The following is a 3,272-nucleotide window of genomic DNA, read 5'->3' as shown; positions in this document are numbered from 1 at the left end:
GGCGCAGGTTCGCGGCGTCGTCCCCGTGCCGGCCCGCCCAACGGGCGGAGAAGATGCCGGGGGCGCCGCCGAGGACGTCCACGGCCAGGCCGGAGTCGTCCGCGACGGCGATGAGGCCCGTCGCGGCGGCCACGGCCCGGGCCTTCTTCAGCGCGTTCGCGGAGAAGGTGACTCCGTCCTCGACCACGTCCGGGGCGTCCACCGCGGCCGCGTCCACCACGGCGGAGTCCACGTCCAGCTCCGGCATGGCGGCGGCGAGCATCTGGCGCAGCTCACGGACCTTGCCGACGTTCCGGGTGGCCAGGACGAGGCGGGCGCCGCTCACGCCTGGTCACCGCGCAGGGTCTCGGCCTGGATCTGCGCCAGCTCGGCGGTGCCGGCCAGCGCGAGGTCCAGGAGCGTGTCCAGCTCCTCGCGGCGGAACGGAGCACCCTCCGCGGTGCCCTGCACCTCCACGAAGTCGCCGGAGCCGGTGACCACGACGTTCATGTCCGTCTCCGCCTTCACGTCCTCCACATAGGGCAGGTCCAAGACGGGGACACCGTCCACGATGCCCACGGAGATCGCCGAGACGGAGTCCTTGAGGACCTTCGCGTCGCGCTTCACATGGCCTTCACGGCGGGCCCACTCGACGGCGTCGGCGAGCGCCACGTAGGCGCCGGTGATGGAGGCGGTGCGGGTGCCGCCGTCGGCGTCCAGGACGTCGCAGTCCAGGACGATGGTGTTCTCGCCGAGGGCGTCCATGTCGATCACGGCGCGCAGAGAGCGCCCGATGAGGCGGGAGATCTCATGGGTGCGGCCGCCGATCTTGCCCTTGATGGACTCACGGGTGTTGCGGGAGTCCGTGGCGCGCGGGAGCATCGCATACTCGGCGGTGACCCAGCCGGTGCCCTCCCCCTTGAGCCAGCGCGGCACGCCCTCGGTGAAGGAGGCGGTGCAGAGCACGCGGGTGTTGCCGAACTCGATCAGCGCCGACCCCTCGGCCTGCCGGGACCAGCCCCGGGTGATGGTGATGGGGCGCAGCTCGTCGACGGCGCGCCGTCCGGACGGGTGTGGTTCTGCTCAGCAGCGGTCATGCCCACCAGTCTAGGACCCGCCTCAGACGCGGTAGCTCATCCCGGAGACGGCCACGGTGAGGGGACCGTCATACGTCTCGGCCGCCTCCGACACGGCCCGCTGCGGGTCGTTCCACACCGGCAGGTGGGTGAGCAGCAGGCGCCGGGCTCCGGCCTGGGCGGCCATGCGTCCGGCCCGCAGGCCGGTCAGGTGGACCCCGTCGATCCCGTCGTCGCGGCCCTCGTGGAAGGCGGCCTCACAGAGGAACATGTCCGCGTCCCGGGCGGCGTCCACGAGGCCCTCGCACTCGTCCGTGTCTCCGGAGTAGGTGAGCACGCGGGTGACGACCTCGCCGTCCGTCCCCGGCTCGTCCACCTCGATGCGCAGCGCGTAGGCCTCCTCGATCGGGTGGCGCACCGGATACGGGGTGAGGCGGAACGGTCCGAGCTCGACCGTCTTCAGCGGCTCCCAGGAGGAGAAGTCGAAGTCCGGGTGCATGCCCGGCTCCGGCTCCATGCCGTAGGCGACGGCGATGCGCTCCGCGGTGCCGTTCGGACCCAGGACCGGGACGCGGCCCCGGTGCCAGCCGTCCGGATTCCAGCGCACGGCCACATGCAGCCCGCACAGGTCCATGAAGTGGTCCGGGTGGAGGTGGGACAGGCAGACCCCGTCCAGGTCCTCCAGCATGATGTAGCGCTGGAGCGTGCCCAGGGAGCCGTTGCCCATGTCCAGCAGGATGCGCCACGTCTTCGGGGTGACGCCGTCGTCGGCGACCGCGTCCGCGGTGACGAGGTAGCAGGAGGCGGGCGAACCCGGCCCCGGGAACGAGCCGCTGGCTCCGATGATGGTCAGCTTCATGCGGTGGGTCCCTCCCCCTCGGGCGGCAGCCCCCGTCGGCTGCGCTCGATCATCTCGGGCGTGATCTGGGCGAGCACCCCGGTGGGGTAGCGCTCGCGGACGGTGTCGATGTGCTGGACGGCCCCGACCTCGGGGCCGAGGAAGCGGCGGGCCAGGGTCTGGAAGTGCTCCGGGTCGCCGGTGGCCATGAACCGGTGCTCCACGGCCTGGGCGGCGCCGGCGGCGGAGTGCGGATGCTCCAGGCCGTGTTTGACGAGCGCCCGGTACAGGTCCTTGGCCGTCTCCTCGGCCGAGGAGACCAGGGTGACGGACTCCCCCATGACCAGAGAGAGCACACCGGTCAGCAGCGGATAGTGGGTGCAGCCCAGGACCAGGGTGTCCACGTCTGCGGCCTTGAGCGGGACCACGTACTCCTCGGCGGTGGCGATCAGCTCGGGCCCCGTGGTGATGCCGGCCTCCACGAACTCCACGAAGCGGGGGCAGGCGGAGGAGACAACGTCCAGGTGCGGGGCGGCGGAGAACGAGTCCTCGTAGGCGCGGGAGCCCACGGTGGCCTGGGTGCCGATCACGCCGATCCGTCCGTTGCGGGTGGCGGCCACGGCGCGGCGCACCGCCGGCTGGATCACCTCCACCACCGGGATCCCGTGGCGTCCCGTGTAGCGCTCCCGGGCGTCCCGGAGCACGGCCGCGGAGGCAGAGTTGCAGGCGATGACCAGGGCCTTCACCCCGGCGTCCACCAGCTCGTCCATGATGCCGAGGGCCAGCGCGCGCACCTGGGCGATCGGGCGGGGCCCGTACGGGGAGTGCGCGGTGTCCCCCACGTAGATCAGCGGCTCGTGCGGCAGCTGGTCCATGATCGCGCGGGCCACGGTCAGCCCGCCCACGCCGGAGTCGAAGATGCCGATGGGAGCGGCGGCGGTGGGAGCGGCGGCGGTCATGCGCGGTCCTCTCCGGCGTCCGACCCCTCGAGGCCGGGCACGTCCTCACGGCCGCCCTCCGGCAGTCCGCGAAGCATCTGGTCCATGAGCGTCTCGAGGAACCACGAGGTGAAGTTGTACAGCAGCGCCATCGCGGAGTCCTCGTCCGCGGCGTCCCTCCAGTCGTCCACCGAGTGCACTCGGGCCGCGTCCTGCTCGTCCGCGATCCCCAGCCGGGCCGAGAGCACCAGGCGGACGTCGTTCAGGGCACGGCTGAAGGCCAGTGCCTCCTGCTCGTCCAGGCGGACCTCGGTGGAGCGCAGCAGCTCCCGTGCCCGCCGGGCGTCCGCGAGCTTGGCGTCGATCAGCAGGTCCTCCGCGTCCGCACGGTGCTCGGCGTCCCGCTGGGCGTCCTGCGCCGCAGGGCCGGCGTCCGCGTCC

4 protein-coding genes and 1 pseudogene are annotated in these 3,272 nt (G+C 72.5%); all 5 read right to left on the bottom strand.

Annotated elements, in window-relative coordinates; all coding sequences use genetic code 11:
* On the bottom strand, positions 1 to 325 hold a 325-nt coding region (locus tag AC2W7A_RS10790), incomplete at its 3' end, for a non-canonical purine NTP pyrophosphatase (protein WP_485991352.1).
* A pseudogene (gene rph / locus AC2W7A_RS10785) lies at positions 322 to 1,038 on the bottom strand (ribonuclease PH); the annotation flags it as partial. The pseudogene rph and the gene AC2W7A_RS10790, both read right to left, overlap by 4 nt.
* 60 nt (positions 1,039 to 1,098) lie before the next feature.
* Positions 1,099 to 1,914, bottom strand: coding sequence for an MBL fold metallo-hydrolase (locus AC2W7A_RS10780; RefSeq protein ID WP_485991351.1), 816 nt, complete (start codon positions 1,912 to 1,914; stop codon positions 1,099 to 1,101).
* A complete protein-coding gene (murI, locus tag AC2W7A_RS10775; RefSeq protein WP_485991350.1) occupies positions 1,911 to 2,852 on the bottom strand; it encodes a glutamate racemase in 942 nt (313 codons plus the stop codon). Before murI ends, AC2W7A_RS10780 begins: the two co-directional genes overlap by 4 nt.
* Positions 2,849 to 3,272, bottom strand: a 424-nt coding sequence (locus AC2W7A_RS10770; protein WP_485991349.1) for a DUF2017 family protein, incomplete at its 5' end; no start/stop codon positions are given. The genes murI and AC2W7A_RS10770, both read right to left, overlap by 4 nt.

This window comes from Micrococcus sp. LASM2_SD2, assembly GCF_057364565.1.
The sequence above is the reverse complement of the archived record's forward strand: the minus strand, read 5'-3'. Positions and strand labels throughout refer to the sequence as shown.